General features: G+C 62.1%; 12 protein-coding genes. All 12 read right to left on the bottom strand.

All coding sequences use genetic code 11. The features are described 5' to 3' along the window. Positions 1-18: 18 nt before the first annotated feature. Complete coding sequence (locus GTP46_RS08550; RefSeq protein WP_229258862.1) at positions 19-921, bottom strand: TIM barrel protein; 903 nt, start codon at positions 919-921, stop codon at positions 19-21. Then, positions 905-1,669 carry a TIM barrel protein gene (locus GTP46_RS08545; RefSeq protein ID WP_161006187.1) on the bottom strand — a complete coding sequence of 255 codons (765 nt, stop codon included), beginning with the start codon at positions 1,667-1,669 and terminating at the stop codon, positions 905-907. Before GTP46_RS08545 ends, GTP46_RS08550 begins: the two co-directional genes overlap by 17 nt. Next, positions 1,666-2,886, bottom strand: coding sequence for an MFS transporter (locus tag GTP46_RS08540; protein WP_161006186.1), 1,221 nt, complete (start codon positions 2,884-2,886; stop codon positions 1,666-1,668). Before GTP46_RS08540 ends, GTP46_RS08545 begins: the two co-directional genes overlap by 4 nt. Beyond that, positions 2,883-3,836, bottom strand: coding sequence for a sugar phosphate isomerase/epimerase family protein (locus GTP46_RS08535; RefSeq protein WP_161006185.1), 954 nt, complete (start codon positions 3,834-3,836; stop codon positions 2,883-2,885). The genes GTP46_RS08540 and GTP46_RS08535 overlap by 4 nt, the downstream gene beginning before the upstream one ends. Before the next feature lie 9 nt (positions 3,837-3,845). Continuing rightward, positions 3,846-4,796 carry a sugar phosphate isomerase/epimerase family protein gene (locus GTP46_RS08530; protein ID WP_229258847.1) on the bottom strand — a complete coding sequence of 317 codons (951 nt, stop codon included), beginning with the start codon at positions 4,794-4,796 and terminating at the stop codon, positions 3,846-3,848. An 82-nt stretch (positions 4,797-4,878) separates the two neighbouring features. Then, the gene (locus tag GTP46_RS08525) at positions 4,879-5,529 is read right to left on the bottom strand and encodes a TetR/AcrR family transcriptional regulator (protein WP_161006184.1); all 651 of its coding nucleotides are present in this window, start codon (positions 5,527-5,529) and stop codon (positions 4,879-4,881) included. Positions 5,530-5,557: 28 nt separating this feature from the next. Continuing rightward, positions 5,558-7,252, bottom strand: a complete 1,695-nt coding sequence (locus GTP46_RS08520) for a GMC oxidoreductase (RefSeq protein WP_161006183.1) — start codon at positions 7,250-7,252, stop codon at positions 5,558-5,560. A gap of 9 nt (positions 7,253-7,261) precedes the next feature. Further along, positions 7,262-7,918: a gluconate 2-dehydrogenase subunit 3 family protein gene (locus GTP46_RS08515; RefSeq protein ID WP_161006182.1), complete on the bottom strand. Its 657-nt coding sequence runs from the start codon at positions 7,916-7,918 to the stop codon at positions 7,262-7,264. 14 nt (positions 7,919-7,932) lie between these two features. After that, positions 7,933-10,101, bottom strand: a complete 2,169-nt coding sequence (locus GTP46_RS08510; RefSeq protein WP_371869596.1) for a TonB-dependent receptor — start codon at positions 10,099-10,101, stop codon at positions 7,933-7,935. 101 nt (positions 10,102-10,202) lie between these two features. Further along, positions 10,203-10,808 carry an NADPH-dependent FMN reductase gene (locus GTP46_RS08505; RefSeq protein ID WP_161006181.1) on the bottom strand — a complete coding sequence of 202 codons (606 nt, stop codon included), beginning with the start codon at positions 10,806-10,808 and terminating at the stop codon, positions 10,203-10,205. Positions 10,809-10,826: 18 nt separating this feature from the next. Beyond that, positions 10,827-13,247 carry a beta-glucosidase gene (locus GTP46_RS08500; protein ID WP_161006180.1) on the bottom strand — a complete coding sequence of 807 codons (2,421 nt, stop codon included), beginning with the start codon at positions 13,245-13,247 and terminating at the stop codon, positions 10,827-10,829. A 13-nt stretch (positions 13,248-13,260) separates the two neighbouring features. After that, positions 13,261-14,355 carry an LLM class flavin-dependent oxidoreductase gene (locus GTP46_RS08495; RefSeq protein ID WP_161006179.1) on the bottom strand — a complete coding sequence of 365 codons (1,095 nt, stop codon included), beginning with the start codon at positions 14,353-14,355 and terminating at the stop codon, positions 13,261-13,263. Between the last annotated feature and the right edge of the window lie 70 nt (positions 14,356-14,425).

Genomic DNA, 14,425 nt, shown 5'->3' with positions numbered 1-14,425 from the left:
TGGAGGATAAAAAGCGCCTCAAACATCGATGATGGCGATACTCTTCCGCAGCATGGCCAGCTTGTCCTGGCCAGCTGATGGCGTCCACTCATGACTGATGAAACCACGATAGTCCAGATCTGCTAGGACGTTGGCGACGTGCCTGTAATTCAGTTCCTGGGTCTCGTCGATCTCATGCCGCCCAGGCACTCCACCCGTATGAAAGTGCCCTATCCACTGGATATTTTGGCGCAAAAAATTGGTGATGTTGCCATCCATGAGCTGAGCATGATATAGATCGACCAGCAACTTCACGCGTGGCGAATTGACTTGGACAACCACATCCAGCCCCCACGGCAGATGATCGAACATGCTGCCCGGTGGCGCCGGTGGACCGCCGCTGTGGCCCGAATTGATGTTCTCCATCACCAGCGTGACGCCACGGGCTTCAGCATGCGCGCGCACCCGCTGTAAAAAGCCGATCGCGTTGCGCTTTCCTTCATCGTAACTGAGGTTGCCACGCACACCGCAGGTCACAAGGATGTTGGGGATGCCGTGGATTGCGGCGGCATCAATCCGCTCGCGCAGCGCGGCTTCGAACTGGCCATCCAGGTCCGGCGTGCCGATGGCGTTCCAGCCAGCCGGCCCCGCAGGCGCCCGGGCCAGCGTCGAAATACCACCGCCGTAGTCGACACGCAGCACGGTCATGGCCAGGCCGTACTTCTTCAACGTCGGCCAGTCGGCAGGATTGCTGACGAAATCCAGGCCCTGTATGCCCAGCGCCTGCGCCATGCGGCAGGTATCATCGATATCCTGGTTGAACAAATGGGGCGTCAGTCCCTGGCGCAGGCGCCCGCGCGCCGATACGCCGCGACTAACGGCATACGTCGCGCCGAAGGCTACCGCCGCCAGGAAGCGACGACGGTCAAAGCCCGAGCGCATCACGCGACATGGCCAGCGATGCGCTGTCCGGCACTGTAGGGAAGTATTCCAGACCTATGGCGCCTTCATAGCCCTTCTGTCGCAGCGCTTTCATGATGCTCGTCCAGTCGATATCGCCGGTGCCGGGTTCGTGGCGGCCGTTGGTGTCGGCCACTTGCACGTGGCCGATCAGCGGCATGCGGTAGCCGATGGCGGCGACGAAGTCTTCCTGCGTTTGCGCAGAGTGGTAGGCGTCGGCCAAGAGGCGCAGCGCAGGACTGTCTACTGCCGCGACAATATCCAGGCCTCGGCGGACGGTATCAACGAACATGCGTTGGCCGTTGATGACCATATAGACCGGCTCCAGCCACAGCACCACGCCGGCTTGCCCCGCCAATTCAGCTGCGCGCTTGAGAACAGTGACTGCAGCGTCGAATTGCTCTTGCTCCGGCACCTCCGGCCGGGTAAAGCCGGAGGCCAGGATCATGGCGCTGTTGAAGCGCTGCGCCACCGGGATGGCATCCGCAACGGCAGCCAGCACGGCTTCGTGATCGGCCGGGTCAACCAGGCTGCGACGCGGCTCAACGCAGAAGCTAAGCAGCTGCGAACCGGTTTCCTTCAACGCCACTTCGATGGCATCCAGCGGTTTCTCGCGCCACAGGTGGAACTCCACGGCCTTTACACCAGCCGCACTGGCGGCGCGGATGCGCGAAGGCAGGTCTTCGCCAGCATCGGCAAACATCCATTCAATACATGCTGCGATTTTCATGATTCGTTTTCTTTCTTATGAGTGAGTGCCATGACAATGGACACAACCAGGCACGCCGTGCCCATGACAGCCACGCTGCCGAGGAAGCTCAGGCCTGCACTGCCGATCAGCGTGAGTAGCGGCGGGCTAAGGAACTGGCCGAGGAAGAACGCGCCGCCCCACAAGCCCATGCCGCGTCCTCGATGTTCAAAGCCGTAGTGTTGCAATGCCCAAGTCACCAGCACCGGTACCACGAGTCCACCTCCGACCTGACCTAGTACATCGAGTGGCAGTCCGCTGGTAAGGCTGGGAGCCAATGCGATGCCGATGTAGCTGGTGCCGTAGAGCGCCAGGATCGCCATCATCCACTGCTGCACGGTCAGTTTGCTGAAGCGCTTAAACAGGTAGCCGCCCAATACGGTGCCGAGGCTCGCCACGGTCGCCAGCACGCTGATACGCTCCGGCGATGCCACACCCATGTCGCCAAAGATGCGCCCATGCTGCACTGCCTGCACGAAGAACACCAGCGAGAACAGCACAGTCACGCCGCACACCAGCAACGAAACACGCCACGGGAATGGTGCGGTGGCTACCTGCCGGCCTGCCGTCTGCGCTGGTCGGCCCGGTTCCCAGCACACCAGCCACACCACCAGCAGAACGGCAAAGCCGCTCAGGTACAGCAGGAAAGGATAGCGCCAATGCACGCCAGCCAGGAAGCCGCCGGACAGCAGGATGGCCGAACCGATGAACGGCGCGAACATGTTCTGGTAGCCCAGCCACTTGGTCCGTTCTTCGCCTTCGAAGTAGTCGCCCATCAGCGCATTGCCGACGGTAAGAATGGCCGCTTCCGCCAGCCCGACCACCACGCGGCTGGCGACGATCAGCAGCAGGCTGTCGAACATCAGCGGCGCGAGGCCAAGCAGCGCGAACGCGAACAAAGCCACCAGCAGCAGCTTGCGCCGGCCCCAGCGATCCGCGATCGCGCCCATCACGCCGGAGAACAGCGCCACGCACAGCGACGGCACGGTGATAATCATCGGCACCAGCAACTGGAAGTTCGGCACCGAGGAGAATTGCTGGAACAGCTGCGGCAAGCTAGGAACCAGCGCCGCCAGCGCCAGCGTCGGCATGGCGAGAATCGCCATCAGCGCGATACCCTGCGCTGCGCCAGCCCTGCGCTGGCCCGACGCGACGTCCGCGTCGGCAGCGGGACCGGCGGAAGTTGGCAGCGGATTCATGACAGCCGTTCCAGCACGTTCTGCCTGTACCAGCTATTGAGCATCATGCCGGTGGCGATGGGCTCGGGGCCCTTGTCGCTTTCGACGATGATCCAGCCGGCGTAACGGTGCTCACGCATGGCCGCCAGCAGCGCTGGAAAGTCCACCAACCCGGAGCCCATCTCGCCGAACCAGCGCTGGATCTCCCGCTCGCCGCCAGCCGCAATCAGCGCGCGCTCCGCGTTGGGCAGTTTGTACTCTCCCAGCGTATCCACCGCCAGCGCATCTTTGAAGTGGAAGTGCAGCACGCGCTCGTGGAAGCGGCGGTACAGCGCCACGACATCATGCCCGGCGATAGTCAGCTCCGCCGTATCGATGGCCAGGCCCACATCGGCGGAGCACAGCTGCAGCAAGCGCTCCAGCTCATCGCCGCTGCGCAACGCAGACAGCGCATCGATATGCAACGCCGTCTTCAGTCCCATCGACGACGCCATTAAGCCAACCGCATTCCAGCAATCGGCCGCCGCCTGCAAGCGCTCTTCGTTCAGTGCGCCCTCCTTCCAGAACGACGGGAACGGCCGCACCACCAGCAACTCGCCGCCCAGCTCCGCCAGCATTTCGGCATGAATGCGCGCCTGCGCCACAATGCGCTCATGGTCTGCCGGCTGGGTGCTCATCAAACCAAAGTGCAGTTCTTCAAAACTCATCACCGTCGGATCGAAGAAGGTGCTGGCCACGCGATTGATGCCCAACTCCTTCAGCTTCAATTTGAAATGCGCCGCCGAGCCATAATTGATCGCGATATTTTCAGGCCGCCCGATCGGATCCCAGCGCCCGCTACCCGCATTCAATTCCACCGCATCAAAGCCGCAAGCCGCAGTCACCTTGAACGCACTCTCGATTTCTTCAAGCCGCGCGAAACTGGTGAAGCCAGCCTTCCATTGATTAACGCCATATCCCCATTTCATCATGTCTTCACCTTACGCGTAGATTTTTTTCAGAACGTGCTGGATGTACCAGGCCGATAACGCGGTGCTTTGCGGGTAGTTGCCGCCGCCGACGTCTGCCTTGTCATGCTCAACGCCGACCCAGCCCTGGTAGCCGCACTCCTTCATCGCTTGCATCATGGCCGGAAAGTCCACCAAGCCGCCGGGCACACCCATCTCGTGGAACCAGCGCGGCGTGGTTGGCGCCATTACCTCGGCGTCCGGCTTGCGGCGGTAGTCACCGGTCAAATCAACGTGCTTGGTGTCCTTCATATGGAAACCGCCGCAGCGGTCTTGCAGCTTCAGATACAGGTCGACCGGATCAACGCCCGCAATCACATGCTGCGCCGTATCGCAGTAGAAGAACACGTAGCGCGGATCGGTCCACTCATAGAACTTGCGCAGTTGTTCCGCACTGCGAATACCGCAGAAGAACTCATGGTGGCAGCAAGTCTTGACGCCATATTCCAGCGTCATCTTGCCGACCCGGTTCCACAATTCCGCGCAGGCGCGCAACTTATCGTCGGTGACCGGCTCCACGTCGTAGTACAAACCGGCCGGCATGACGATAAAGTTCTCAACGCCCAAACCAGCGCTAGAACGCATGATGTGCTGCGCATAGTTGAAGATGTGGTCATGCGTCGAGCGTACATGCGGCGCGCTTTGCCTTTCGTCGTACATCACCGCATGGAACAGGCTAAGCACCTTGTCGATGCCGCGTTCCTGCATGAAGGCCCGCGCATTTTCCAGCGAGCCGAATAACTCGCGCAGCGGGCCAAGGTGGAAGTCAAACGTCTCAATCGCCTCGTAGCCGATGGCCGAGATCTGCTTGAGGAAAGCATCGAAGCGTTTAACGGAGGTATATTGCGACAGCTGTCCTTGCGGCGTGTCGATGCGCCAATGGTCCATGTAGGCCCAGCGCAGTTTATTTTCGGGTGCAGTCATGCCTTTCCCTTTCTGGAATCAGAATGTTGGTTATCGATTTTTGCGTGACCTGGAGCGCGGAGGACCCGCGCCCCGCGCCTGGTCAGCGCTTGGGAGGCGTAAACAACAGGAATGCCAGCATCATGTCACTCAAGTCTTGCAACAACTCGTTCCACTTACTGGCTTCACCCTGCCCGCCGACGGAGTCGAGTCCGAGGAAGCGGGCCTGGGTGGCATAAATCAGCAGCATTGATGTATCAATCGCGCGGTCCGGCTGCGGATGGCGGATCTCTTTGGCACAGGCCTTCAGCAAGGCGATGAACTTGCCGTGGTTTTCGACAAACGACTTCTTGCCGGCTGCCTCAATAGCTTCATCGCTGGCACTGCGCAGCATGAAGGAACGCAGCACGCTGGCGTTCTCCTTCAAGATATTACCGAGACTGGCCACCACCGCCGGCACCACCTGCGCCAGTCCGTGCGCCTCACGCGCGATGCGTTCCGCTTCGGTGTTGAACTGGCCGGCCATCCGTTCCAGGAACAGCACCTGCACTGCGCGTAGCAATTCATCCTTGCCGGCCACACGGCCATACAGCGAACCTGTCGAAACGCCAGACCGCTCACAAATCTCCGCCAGCGTAATCTGGTCGTAGGAACGCTCGCGCAGCAAGTCGATCGTACCTTCGATGATGCGTTCGAAGGATTGACGGCTGCGGCCCTGTTTAGGCACGCGTGCATGAGCGGTGATAGCTGGCATAGGTTGTTTGCTGTATGGTGACATGGGATTATAGACGACCCGCTTTGAACTCGGCCACGGCAAAGTCCACCGCGCGCGCCGTCAGCGCCATGTAGGTCAGCGACGGATTGACCGTGCCACTGGAGGCCATTGCCGCGCCATCAGTGACGAACAAGTTAGGCACGCCGTGCACCTGGTTGTGTGCATTCAGCACCGACTCCGCCGGATTGTGGCCCATGCGCGCGCCGCCCATCTCGTGGATCGACACGCCGGGCAAGGCCCGCGATGGAATCAGCTGCACCCGTTCCGCGCCGGCGGCCTTCAGCATCATCTCCGCCTGCTTGCCCGCATCGACCGCCATCTTGCGCTCGTTTTCGCCGTAGGCCACATCGAAGCTCAGTTGCGGCAAGCCGTAGTTGCCAAGCTTCTTGTCGCTGAGCGTGACGCGGTTATGTGCCTGTGGCAGCTGTTCCCCGAACGCGCCAAGGAATGCCACCCACTTGCCGGGTCGCGCGATATTGTGCTTCATGCCAGCGCCGAAATCATCGGTCAGTGCGGCGGTGTTGGTCCAGTCATCGCGCATGGCGCCGCCCTGGAAGCCATAACCACGCGTGAAGTCCGCATCGGCATCCTGCCCGCCGACGTTACGGAAGCGCGGTACCAGGATGCCGGTGGCGCGGCGGCCCTTGTAGTTGCGGTCCTCGAAGCCCTTGATCTCGCCGAAAGCGGCCACGCCGTGGTGGTCGATCAGATAGCGGCCCAGCACATCGCTATGATTGCCGATACCGTTCGGGTGCGCCGCACTGCGCGATTGCAGCAGCACTTGCAGCGTGCCGTAGGTCGAAGCGCACAGGAAGATTACGCGCGCCTTGAAGGCCATGCGCTTGCCGGTTTTGGCGTCCACTACGCGCACCCCGCTGGCCTTGTTGGTCTTCGGATCGACGTCGATGGCCTCCACCACGCTATCGGTACGAATGGTGAGGCGGCCGGTTTTCTGCGCCGCCGGCAGCGTGGAACTCAATGAGCTGAAATACGCACCGAACGAGCAGCCACGATTGCAGATATTACGGTTCTGGCACTGGCCACGGCCATTGTGCGGCACCGTGAGGTTGGCCACGCGGCCGATGGTGACGCGGCGGTCAGTCCATTTGGCTTCGATGCGCTGCTTGAGTGCCGATTCCAGCGCTGTCATCTCCATCGCCGGCAGGTAGTGGCCGTCCGGGAAATGCTCCAGTCCTTCCGGCTGGCCGCTCACGCCGATGAATTTTTCAACGTGGGTGTACCACGGTTCCAGGTCGGCGTAACGGATAGGCCAGTCGTTGCCATGACCATCGCGGGCGTTGGCGAGGAAGTCGTCGTTGCCCCAGCGGTAGGACTGACGGCCCCAGGTCAGCGAACGGCCGCCCAGTACATTGGTTCGGTGCCAGCGGAATGGCTTGATCTGCTCATACGGATTTTCACGGTCGTTAATCCAGTAATGGCGGTTGGCCCAGCTGAAGGCGCCGCGTTCGATTTTGCTCTGGATTTCGTACTCGCGCGCGAACAGCTCGCGTTCCGGCAAGCCGTGATTCGGCGCTTGCCATGGCGGCGTGAATTCGTGGATGTAGCCTTTCTGGTGTTCGAGATTGGCGCCGCGTTCCAGCATCAGTACCTTCAAGCCTTTTTCGGTCAGCTCCTTGGCGGCCCAGCCGCCGGTGATGCCCGAGCCGATCACGATAGCGTCAAATTGCGTAGTTTTTGTCATGCTTGATCCTTAGATGACGACCTGGTATGGCCAGGTTTTGATGTCCACATTCGATTCGAACTTGCCGGGCACCGGTATGTAGCGCAGTTCCTGGTTGCTGCCCACTTCGGAGGTGAAGTAGCCCAGCACCACCAAGTCGCGCAGGCGCAGGTAGAACGGCGCTTTCGGATCGAGGATACGGTCGGTCAGCGAGAAGGTATGGCCGCCGTATGGGCTGGCGACGCGCAAGGCTTGCAGCAGTTCCGCGCCCTGCTCCGCCGTACATGCAGCGAAGCCGCGCTGATAGAGCTGCCGCGCGCTGTCATCGAGGCCGGAGAGGCCTTTGCGGAACAGCGCTGCTTCGTCGTCGGTCATCCAGCCGGTGAACAGCGCACCGATAAACTGCGGCACGCCTGCCTCTTTCGCACCCGGCGTATCGGTGGTGGGGACGACGACTTGCGCAGCGGCCGACAGCACCGCCATTTCATCGGTACTCAAGGCAGGACGCAGCGTGGCTGGTGCGCCTGCTTTCTTCAACGCCGCTGCTGCGGCGGGAGCACTCCACGTAACGGCCAACGCACCTCCTGCCAGCAATGCAGCCAGCACGTCGCGCCGCGAAACGCCAACTGGCGCAGCGCCGGACGCGAAGCCTACCGTCTTGGTAAATTCCATGTTACTGATCTTCATACTTCACCTTTCTGTCAGAACTGCGTGCCTGCACGCAGGCCGAAAGTACGCGGAGCGCCGATGCCGAAACCGCCCGGCAGCAGGCTATCCAGAGTGACTGAGTTTTCCAGGTTGCGTGCAAACAGCTGCACGTAGTAGCTCTGCGACGGCGAGGTGTAAGTCACGCCAATATCGCTCTTGCGGTACACCGGCTGGCGATAGCGGATGGCCGCCGAGGAATCGCTAAGGAAGTAAGCGCCGTTCAAACGCGTGCCGATGCGCGCCGCAATCGTAGCGCCGCTATCCAGCGCGAAGGTATGCGTGTAACCCAGGCTTGCGTTGTAGGCCGGTGCGCGGTCGATCTGCTGGCCGGACCAGTCGGCGGTATCGTTGGGGTGATACTTCTGGAACTTGCCATCCGACGTCGCCGCCGAGAAGTTGATGCGGTCATCTGCCGTGACAGCGTAGCTGCCCTCCACTTCCACACCCTTGATCTTGGCGTTAGATGCATTGGTGGTCAGCGCGCCGCAATTGGCTGCCGTGCCGGCGCCGGTGCAGACCACGGACGTCAACTGCATGTCCTTGTAATCGTAGTGGAAGATTGCGGCGCTCAGGCGCAGTTTGTTGTTCAGGAAGCGTCCCTTGATGCCGCCCTCCACCGAGGTGATATTCTCCGGCAGGTATTCCTTGCCGCTGGTGTCATTGAAGCCGCCCGCCTTGTAGCCGGTGGACAGGCTGCCGTACACCATAATGGCCGGCGCCACATCGTAGTCCGCAGCGAGGCGGAAGTTGGACTTGGAGCTTTCCACGTGCGCGGTGTAGCCAGGGCCGGTGGTGCTGCCGCTCAGCGCATCGTGACCAGATTTTTCGTCGCGCGTGGTGCGGGCGCCGAAGGTCACGCGCAGCTTCTTGTCGAAGCGGTAGGTCAGCTGCCCGAACGCCGCTTTCGAACGGCTCTCGATGGATGGCGCGAACGGCACCACAATCAGCGGTCCAGGCGTCACCGTGTTGTAGCTCGATGCGCGGAAGATGTCCTCGTTGAAGTGGTACACGCCGGCCACCCAGCTCAGGGCCGAATCGCCTGCGGAATTCAGGCGCACTTCATGCGTGCGCTGGGTCGAGCCGCCGGTGACGTAGTTATACATCGGGAAGCCGAAGTAGGTGCCGTTATTCAGCTGATCGACTTCCGCACGCAAGCGGGCAAACTGGTAGGTCAGATCGGCCACGCCGCCAAGGCTGGTCTTGAATTCGGAGCGCAGCGAGGTCGCCACGTCGGCCTTGTGCGAGCCGATGTTGGCATATTGCGCGGCCGCTGTCAGCTGGGCTTCTGCACCGCGATCGACATACTGCGGATTGGCCAGGTTGTTCCCGCCCGCGATCGGCGTGCCGGTAAAGAAATTCGTCAGCGGTACGACACTGGCGCCATTACCGCCGGACTTGCTGCGTTCCGCCGTCAGCAGCCATGAAGTCTGCGGCGAGAACGTGAACAGCGCGTGCAGACGTCCGGCGTTGTCATCCTGGTCTGCCAGTCCGACCTGGTTCGGCCCCGGATTTTGATAAGTGTCATGGCTGACCGTCACCGCAGCCGCGCGCAGCGCCAGCGTGCTGTTGACCGGAATATTCACCACGCCTTCCAGCCGGCGCGCGTTGTAGTCGCCCAGTTCCACATCAACACGGCCTTCCAGCTTGTTGGTCGGCTTGTTGGTAATCAGGTTGATGGCGCCGGCAGTGGCGTTACGGCCATACAGCGTACCTTGCGGGCCACGCAGCACTTCGATCCGTTCCAGATCGAGGAAGGCACCCAGCTGCGCCTCAGTGCGGCCGATGTAGGCGCCGTCGACGTTGAAGGCGGTCGATGAGTCGCCCTTCTCGCTGGTGTCCAGGCTCACCACACCGCGGATCGCCACTTGCAGCTTGCCGTTGTCGGTCGAGATTTGCACATTCGGCGCCAGCTCGGTCAGGGCCACCGCGTTGGTGGCGCCGGCCTGGCGCAAATCGTCTCCGCCCAATACCGACAGGGCCAGCGGCGTTTTCGATGCGGGTTGCGCGGTCTTCTGCGCGGTGACGATCACTTCGGGAATGACGCCAGCTTCCTGGGCGACGGCGTTGGCGGTGGCGGCACAGAGGCCGGCGAGGATGAGGGTCGATTGCGGCCGAACGAGCATGGCGCGCAACCGTTGTTGGATCACGGTTTGCTTAAGCACATTTGTCTCCGATGTTCTTGTAGTCCGCACGCGCCTGTTATGTTCAGGCGTCATGTGCAAATGAGAATAACACAAATTAGAATTGGAATTCTAGTTTTTTATCAGCTTGATGCAGAAGGACTACGCACGCCCACCACCTGCTCCGCCAGCATGCGCAGGCTGCTGCTTACTTGCGAGTCCAGGCACTGGCCGTCGCCGTCGAACAGCTTGACGCCAGCGGTGTTGAGCGTGACGCCGAGCGGCGTTGGCCAGCCGCGCAGCGCGTGCACGATGGAGCGCATCGCGCCCAGCGTGGTGTTGCAGCCCTGCCAGCCGGCGGCGGTGACGATGCAGCCGACCGGCATGCCGTCGAGGTAGACGCGATCGTCCGCGCGCAGGTCTTCCAGCAGGTCGATGGCATTTTTCACCAGGCCCGAGACGCCGCCATGGTAGCCGGGCGAAGCGAAGATGACGGCGTCCGCGCGGCGCACGGCTTCCACCAGCGCGGCCTGGCCTTCGCTACGTTCCTTTTCCTCGGGCGAGTAGCCGGGCAGCGAGGCCAGTGCTTCGCCGCCGAACAACTGGGTTACAGCGCCCAGTTGTTCGGCGTGGCACAGCGCGGCGCGCAAGGCGCTTTCGGTGCTGGAGCCGGGGCGCGTGGTTCCGCCGATACCGACGATGAAAGGCGCGCGTCCATTGGCGCGGGCGTTATTGGAATATTGGTTCATGTCTGTCTCCTTTATTGACTACTGCTTGATTTGCACCGCCAGCGGCAGCTCTGCGCTGGAACGGCCGACCAGCAGGTCGATGGTTCCTTGCAGTGCGGTCCATGCGCCCTGCCACACTTGCAGGCGGCGCGCGGCGATGGCGATACGGACTTCCTGTTGCTGGCCCGGCTCCAGCCACGCTTTGGTGTAGCCGACCAGCGTGAGCTCGGGCTGGGCGCGATACGCCTGCACCACTTCTGCGCCGGCGCGGCTGCCGGTGTTGCGCAGCTGGACGGTCAGTTCCCAGTCGCCGTTGCCGGTGGCGCGGACTTGCGGGTCACTCAGCGCAAAACTGGTGTAGCCAAAGCCTGCGCCGAATGGTTGGCGTGCCGAGACGCCGCGTGCGGCCAGGCCGCGATAGCCGAAGCGCACGCCATCGCTGTAATGCAGGTCGCCATTGGTATCCGGTTGCAGCGACAGGGCTGGATAGTCGCGGTCTTCGCGGGCAATGGTGACGGGCATGCGGCCGCCCGGTTCGCGGTCGCCGGCCAGTACCTGCGCCAATGCCGCGCCGAATTCCTGGCCGGGATACCAGCAGTGCAGCACCGCCCTTGCCTGCTGCTCCCAGCGCACGTCGAAGGCGTGGCCGACGTTGGTGACGATGACGGTATTCGGATTGACCGCGCAAATGCGTTCGATCAGCGCGAGCTGCTCGGGTGGCAGCAAGGTGTCTGCGCGGTCTTTGCTTTCGACGCTGGCGTCCGAGGTTTCGCCGACCATCAGGATCACGGCGTCAGCTTGCTGTGCGGCTTGTTCTGCGGCGACCATCATTTCTTCCGCGCCGCCTGGACCTCGGATGCCGTACCACAGGCCTTGGCAGCGGGCGGCGGTGTAGCGCAGTTCCACTACCACTTCGACTGCAATGTCTTGTTTCAGCGGGATGGTGATGCAATCAGCATCGCCGCTTTTCAGACGGCCCATGACGTCGCCCGGCTTGAGCTGCTCGTCGCGGCGGAAGTATTCTTTGCCGTCGACCAGTAAGCGCAAGGCGCCGGTGCCGCCGATGTAGAACTGATGTTCGCCGCTTTCGCTGGCGCGGAACCAGCCGCTGGCGCGCGTGCCGGCGTTGGCTTGTAGTGCGCCGGCTTCGTGCACGCCGTAGAACCAGGTCAGCGAATTGGTGTCGCGCGTTTCGCTTAACACCGGCTGGCCAGAGAGGTCTGCGTTATCGAAGTAATCGAGCGTCATGCCCTTGATGCAGCCGTCGCCGAGATCACGACGTGGACGCGCGGTCATGCGCGGTAGCTTCGGTTGCGGATCAACGCCGGGCGCGTAAGCCACGATGGCGTCGCCAAACCGCGCACGCAGCGCATCAATCGGCAGCACCGCATCCGGCTTGACCGCGATCTTGGCGAAGGTGCCGCCCTGGAAGCACGGCGCACTCGCATTCGGCCCAATCACCGCAATGCGCGGCGAGAGCGCCGGATCGAGCGGCAACATCGCCCGCTCATTCCGCACCAGCGTGAAGCCACCCGCCGCAGCCTCGATCAGCAGTTCCGCCGCCTCGCCGTCCGGCAGCGGCAGTCCCTTGTTGGTGCCGGCGCCAGCAACCAACGGCTGCGCATCGCCGGTACGGCCGAAGCGGCGGGCGGCGGTGGCTACGCGGTGGGCTGCGTCGCGCAGGCGCTCCGGTGCCACCTGGCCTTCAGCGACGGCGGCGGCGCTGCGGGCGCCGAGGTGGCGCGCGGGGCCGGGCATCTCCAGATCGAGGCCGCCGTTGAGCGAACCTGCCGTGGAATGCGTGCCAAACCAATCGCTCATGAACATGCCCGGGAAGCGCCATTCATCTTTCACGACTTTCTGGACGACTGGCCCTGCCTCCGCGCACCAGTCGCCATTCACTTTGTTATAGGCCGTGAGCATGCCCGCGCATCCAGCTTCCGCCGCCATCTCGAACGGCAGCAGATACACCTCGCGCAAGGTACGTTCATCGACCACCGCGTTCATGCGGTCGCGCTCTGTCTCGCTGTCATTGCAGACCAAGTGCTTGGCAATCGCTCCGGTCCCCACCGACTGGCAGCCATGAATCCACGCTGCGCCCAGTGACCCGCACAATAGCGGGTCTTCGGAAAAATATTCAAATGCCCGCCCAGCCAGCGGGCTGCGTGCCATGTTCAGGTTCGGCGCCAGCATCAAGTCCACGCCGCGCCGTATCGCCTCGCCGCCGACCAGCCGGCCCACGCGCTGCACCAGCGCTGGGTCCCAGCTAGCACCCAGCGCCATTGGCGATGGCGTCAGCAAGGAGACATCACGCTCATCGATCTTCGCCCCGGCAACGCCCATCGGCCCATCCGCCATCGACAGCGACGGAACGCCAGCATCGGGAATCGCCGCCGTGCTCCACATGGTGGCGCCGGCGGTCAACAACGCCATCTCCGCAGTGCTTAACTCTCGTGTCATGCTTATCTCGCGATTATTTAAAGGCAGGCAGCACGCGCTTGGCCATCAGCTCCAAGGTCTGATTGGCATAAGCCAGGCGCTTCTCGGTCAGCGGACCAGTAGTGGTGCCGCACAGGATATTGCCGATGCCAACTTCCTGGTAAGCACGCAGCTTCTTGATGACGGTTTCCGGGCTGCCGTACAGGCACCACGTCGCCATCCAATCCTCGGTCAGTGCGTGGCCGGTGCGGTCAGTCTTCTTGTTGGCATCATCCGATTCCGCTTTGGCGTTGAAGGCCGCCTCACGGTCAATCGCCTCCTGATAAGCGCCCAGAATTTCCAGCACTTCCTTGTGCGCCTGCTCGTCGGTCTCCGCCAGGTGGACACACTGGTAGCTGTGGGTAGTCCACGACAGCGCATCAGTCACCACCTCGTCCGAGTGACCAGCCGCCAGCAACTGCGTATGGTAATTGCCGAAGTATTTTTTCACGTGGCTCAGCGGATCGGTGCCGCCAATCTGCGGCGGCGTAAAGGCCGGTATGAAGGCAGGCCAGCCATTCACCGCCGCGCGCGTCGCGCTGCTCTCTTTCATCGCCACCGGCATCAAGCGCGCCTGCTTCTGGCCATAAGGCGACGGTGCAATGCGCTGCAACACGCGGCCTTGGTGGAAGCCATGCAGCTCGATCGGTTCGTCGGTGATCTTCTTGTTCCAGAGTGCCGCCGCAGCTTGCAGGTTTTCTTCGGCGATGCGGCCCGCGTCCTTGTAGTTCACGCCAAAGCCGATCATCTCTTCCGGCGTGGTGCCCGAGCCGATACCGACCAGCAGCTTGCCCTTGGTGAGGTGATCCAGAATATTGATGCGTTCAACGAAACGCACCGGATGGTGCAGCGGCACCGACGTCACCGAGAAACCGAAGTGCATGTCCGGCAGCTTGGCCGCCAGGTAGGACGCGAACATATAGCTGTCGCTGGCCACTGGCATGTAACCGTTGAAGTGGTGGTCCGGCAGGAAGATGGCGTCAAAGCCCAGCTTACCGGCCAACAGCGCATGCTGTTCCAGATCGACGATCAGCTGTTTGTCGGCATCCGCAGTCATGGTGCGGGCATTGAGGAAGACGGAGAAGCGCATGGTGTGTCCCTTTGTTGTGGTTATAAATCAGAATACGAATTCTGATTATATTATTCACCCTGAAAAAGGA

The sequence above is a fragment of the Duganella flavida genome (assembly GCF_009857445.1).
In the GTDB taxonomy this organism is placed as follows: Bacteria; Pseudomonadota; Gammaproteobacteria; order Burkholderiales; family Burkholderiaceae_D; genus Rugamonas; species Rugamonas flavida.
Note: the sequence above shows the minus strand (reverse complement) of the source record. Positions and strands in the feature narration are given on the sequence as shown.

Coding starts and splice junctions, on each gene's coding strand:
- GTP46_RS08530 (WP_229258847.1), bottom strand. CDS start 4,796: ATGACTGCACCCGAAAATAAACTGCGCTGGGCCTACATGGACCATTGG.
- GTP46_RS08495 (WP_161006179.1), bottom strand. CDS start 14,355: ATGCGCTTCTCCGTCTTCCTCAATGCCCGCACCATGACTGCGGATGCC.
- GTP46_RS08505 (WP_161006181.1), bottom strand. CDS start 10,808: ATGAACCAATATTCCAATAACGCCCGCGCCAATGGACGCGCGCCTTTC.
- GTP46_RS08535 (WP_161006185.1), bottom strand. CDS start 3,836: ATGATGAAATGGGGATATGGCGTTAATCAATGGAAGGCTGGCTTCACC.
- GTP46_RS08500 (WP_161006180.1), bottom strand. CDS start 13,247: ATGACACGAGAGTTAAGCACTGCGGAGATGGCGTTGTTGACCGCCGGC.
- GTP46_RS08550 (WP_229258862.1), bottom strand. CDS start 921: ATGCGCTCGGGCTTTGACCGTCGTCGCTTCCTGGCGGCGGTAGCCTTC.
- GTP46_RS08525 (WP_161006184.1), bottom strand. CDS start 5,529: ATGCCAGCTATCACCGCTCATGCACGCGTGCCTAAACAGGGCCGCAGC.
- GTP46_RS08515 (WP_161006182.1), bottom strand. CDS start 7,918: ATGAAGATCAGTAACATGGAATTTACCAAGACGGTAGGCTTCGCGTCC.
- GTP46_RS08545 (WP_161006187.1), bottom strand. CDS start 1,669: ATGAAAATCGCAGCATGTATTGAATGGATGTTTGCCGATGCTGGCGAA.
- GTP46_RS08520 (WP_161006183.1), bottom strand. CDS start 7,252: ATGACAAAAACTACGCAATTTGACGCTATCGTGATCGGCTCGGGCATC.
- GTP46_RS08540 (WP_161006186.1), bottom strand. CDS start 2,886: ATGAATCCGCTGCCAACTTCCGCCGGTCCCGCTGCCGACGCGGACGTC.